Genomic DNA, 3,264 nt, shown 5'->3' on the forward strand with positions numbered 1-3,264 from the left:
GTGCTGGAATTGTCCGGCCGCCAGGTCGGGCTGATGGCCAACGCCGATCTGAGCGGGCTCGCGATCACGCTGAGGTAGCGCGTCGTGGCGCATGCACATTCCGGAATGACGGAGCACGACTTTCAAGTTGTCATTCCGGGGCGCGAAGCGAGCCCGGAACCCATAACCACAGGCGGGCGTATCTCGGCAGGCGCGGCGACGACGCGTGGACAACACAACTCTGGCCGGTGGTTATGGATCCCGGGCGCGCGACGAAGAGGGCGCGTCCCGGAATGACGGGGCGCGGCTACCGCTCGCGTCCGACGTAATCTGCCAGTTCTTGCCACGGTTGCAGCGACCAGGCCCCGATGCGGCGCCGGATGGCGAGGCCATCACGAAGAGAACCGCAAAGTCATCCAGCGGCGGTTGGCGGCCGAGCGCGATGCCTGTCGTTGGCCTGCCATAGAACAAGCTCGCCGCCTTCTTGCTGGTGAAGGCAATCGTGGCCGGCCGATAGTGCCGCATCTTCTCGACAAATGCCGGAACGTCGACACCCGCCTTCAGCGCCGTGTGGTCCATGCCCGCACCCAGCTTGCACATGTCGGTGAAGCCGATGCCGAGCGCGAGCAGGCCTGCGAATTCATGCGGCTGGTAGCGGCGCGGCGTCAGCCCGACCGCGTGGATGGTGCGCCAGAACCGGTTGCCCGGATGCGCATAATAATGCCCGAGATCCGCCGATCGCTGCCCGGCCGCGGTGCCGACAAAGACGAGGCGCAGGTGGTGCTGAAGCTGGTCGGGCAGGCGGTCCATTGTTGAACGGGGCACACGGGGTGAGTTAACGGGTTGGGTGGGGTGAGCATAACTCCCTTTTGACCGCACGAGGTATGTGATGCCAGTCAATACCGACAAGATCGACGACGCCGTGCTGGCGTTGCTTTATCTGACCCTGCACCAGGGCTACCGGGCCTGGAAAGGTTTCGATTGGGACGCGCTCAACCGCCTGCATGACAAGGGCATGATCGATGACCCGGTGACCAAGCCGAAGTCCGTCGTGTTCACCCCGGACGGACTCGAACAGGCGAAGAAACTGTTCGAGACGATGTTCGAGGAATGATAGCCCCCTCAACACCGTGCGCCGTGTAACCCGCCGTTTCCATCGCTGCCCTGTGTCGAGGTCTTGGCGGCGATGGTGGGCACGCTGCGCTTAGCCCACCTTACGCGCTTGCGCTGGCCCTCGCGTTGTCCGAAATTCCCGGCATGACGCGCGACGCCGAACTGGACGACGTTTCGCCACGCGGGGATGTCGATGCCGTATGAAATTCGAATGGCGCCAGCCGGAGGAAGAGCCGGACGAAATCGTGCTCCGCAAGCACTCGTGGCCGCCGAGGCTCGGCACGAGCGAAGGCGGAAATGAGATGCGGGAAATGAGCGCAGCTTGCTCCCGAATTGCCGTAGGCTACAATTCTCAGGCGGATGAACCGCCCATGGGCTAGATTAGTCGATCGATTCGATCCAACGGCATCATCCGGAGAAGGCCCCATGCGATTGCCATCCGCCATTCGCGCCGCGTTGCTCGCCCTTGCGCTGCTGACAGGTTCATCCGCCGCCCGGGCCGATGAGGGGCTCGTGACGCTCATCATCTTCAAGGCGGGCTGGATCTTTGGCGGTTCTGCCGGCACCGGCGTGCTGACGTTTCATGGCCATACCTACGCGCTCAACGCCGGCGGGCTGGACTATGGCCTCGTCTTTGGCGGGTCGCAGACGACGTTGCAGGGCCGGGTCAGGAACATACGCCAGGCGTCGGATGTTGCCGGCATCTATGGCGCCGCGGGCGCCGGCGTGGCGTTCGGCGCCGGCGTGCGCGGCATCGTGCTGACCAACCCGAACGGAGCGATCCTGGAACTGAGCGGCAAGCAGCTCGGGGTGATGGCGAATTTGGATCTGAGCGGGCTTGCGATCACTTTGAAGCAGTGAGCTCCGTCACCGCTTGGCGAGCGACGCCACGCATTCGATCTCGATCAGCATCTTTCGATTTGGCAGCGCCTGGACCACGCAGGTGGTACGGGCCGGGTAAGGCTGCGGCCCGAACGCGGACGCATACAGCTCGTTCATCACGGCGACATCGGCGGCGCGCGTCAACAGCACGTTGACCTTGACGAGATCGCGGAACGTCGCACCGGCCTCGTCGAGCACGCGCTTGATATTTTTCACGACAAAGCCGAACTGAGCCTCAAAGCTGTCAGGCAGCCCGCCGGCCTCGTCAAAGCCGGGAATGCCGGAGACGAACAAGAGATCGCCGACGCGGGTGGCGAATGATAGGGGCGGCACGGTCAGACCGGCGGGCGCTGCGAAATGCGTGATGGGGGCCATGGGTCATCTCTTCCTGTGAGGCGGAATGTTATAGCGTCAAGCCGCTGAGCTGGTGAAGCGTGGATGGCAAGATGACAGCTCTCCGGACATCGTGCGCCGCGTAGGGTGGGCAAAGGCGCGCGCTTCGCGCCGTGCCCACCATCCCTCCCCGATCGTTGCTGCAGGGGTGGGCACGCTGCGCTTTGCCCACCCTATGCATCCCCGCCTTCGTCGCTCTCCCCGTCGGGATCAGGATATTGCGGCGGCGCATCGCCGCGGACCGTGACGACGCGCGGGTATCGCAGCTTCGGCTGTTTGGTGGCGGTCTCCTTCAGGCTGACGCGGAAGTGCCAGTTGTCGCCATAGTCGAACAGGAAAATCAGGGTGTGGCCGAGCTTGGGAAACGCCTGTGACACTTTGGTCTTCTTGACGCTCAAGACGCCGGGATCGGCCTCGCCCATGTCGACGAACAACTCGTAGCGCGGATCGACGCGCATCATCTTGGCTCGGGTCAAACCGCTGTAGAAGCCGAAAGCATGATCGAAATCGAAGCCGAAGGCGCTCACGATGGCTTGGGCCAGCTGGTCGAGCGACTTGGACGGCTCGATTTCGATGTCGCGATAGATGGACCTCCGTCCGTCCAACGCGGCCCGAAGGATGAAGGTCTCGCCTGTCGCCATCTTCAATCTCCCGAGGAGGGGCCGCAGATCGAGCCGTTTGGCGGTAAGACTATCGCGGCCAGGGAGATCTGGCGAGCGCGCTAGATGCGCGCGAACAATCTGGGCGAGGCGGCCATATCATTTTGCAGGAACCGTAGGGTGGGTTAGTTAGCGACAGCCACCGGAACGGCGGCTGAAGCGTAACCCACCGCTTTTGTCGCGATGCTCGGCATCGATGTCTTGGCGACAATGGTGGGTTACGCGCCCGCCCTTGCTC

At 63.5% G+C, this 3,264-nt stretch carries 4 protein-coding genes and 1 pseudogene; 2 read left to right on the plus strand and 3 right to left on the minus strand.

Going from position 1 to position 3,264, the window contains the following annotated elements; translation table 11 throughout:
* Nucleotides 1-286 precede the first annotated feature (286 nt).
* A pseudogene (locus WCB02_RS16495) lies at nucleotides 287-789 on the minus strand (mismatch-specific DNA-glycosylase).
* 79 nt (nucleotides 790-868) lie between these two features.
* Between WCB02_RS16495 and WCB02_RS16500 the strand changes: the two are divergent.
* Together WCB02_RS16500 and WCB02_RS16505 are read left to right on the plus strand one after the other, a co-directional pair.
* Nucleotides 869-1,093: a DUF6429 family protein gene (locus tag WCB02_RS16500; protein WP_423959563.1), complete on the plus strand. Its 225-nt coding sequence runs from the start codon at nucleotides 869-871 to the stop codon at nucleotides 1,091-1,093.
* A 425-nt stretch (nucleotides 1,094-1,518) separates the two neighbouring features.
* Nucleotides 1,519-1,953, plus strand: a complete 435-nt coding sequence (locus tag WCB02_RS16505; RefSeq protein WP_423959565.1) for a hypothetical protein — start codon at nucleotides 1,519-1,521, stop codon at nucleotides 1,951-1,953.
* 6 nt (nucleotides 1,954-1,959) lie between these two features.
* Here WCB02_RS16505 and WCB02_RS16510 read toward each other — a convergent pair whose 3' ends face one another.
* Both WCB02_RS16510 and WCB02_RS16515 read right to left on the minus strand, forming a co-directional pair.
* A complete protein-coding gene (locus WCB02_RS16510; RefSeq protein WP_423959566.1) occupies nucleotides 1,960-2,349 on the minus strand; it encodes a RidA family protein in 390 nt (129 codons plus the stop codon).
* A gap of 191 nt (nucleotides 2,350-2,540) precedes the next feature.
* Nucleotides 2,541-3,008: an IS1096 element passenger TnpR family protein gene (locus WCB02_RS16515; protein WP_423959568.1), complete on the minus strand. Its 468-nt coding sequence runs from the start codon at nucleotides 3,006-3,008 to the stop codon at nucleotides 2,541-2,543.
* Between the last annotated feature and the right edge of the window lie 256 nt (nucleotides 3,009-3,264).

Origin of the sequence: Bradyrhizobium sp. (assembly GCF_049581145.1) — a bacterium.
Taxonomy (GTDB): Bacteria; Pseudomonadota; Alphaproteobacteria; order Rhizobiales; family Xanthobacteraceae; genus Bradyrhizobium.

Coding starts and splice junctions, on each gene's coding strand:
- WCB02_RS16500 (WP_423959563.1), top strand. CDS start 869: ATGCCAGTCAATACCGACAAGATCGACGACGCCGTGCTGGCGTTGCTT.
- WCB02_RS16505 (WP_423959565.1), top strand. CDS start 1,519: ATGCGATTGCCATCCGCCATTCGCGCCGCGTTGCTCGCCCTTGCGCTG.
- WCB02_RS16510 (WP_423959566.1), bottom strand. CDS start 2,349: ATGGCCCCCATCACGCATTTCGCAGCGCCCGCCGGTCTGACCGTGCCG.
- WCB02_RS16515 (WP_423959568.1), bottom strand. CDS start 3,008: ATGGCGACAGGCGAGACCTTCATCCTTCGGGCCGCGTTGGACGGACGG.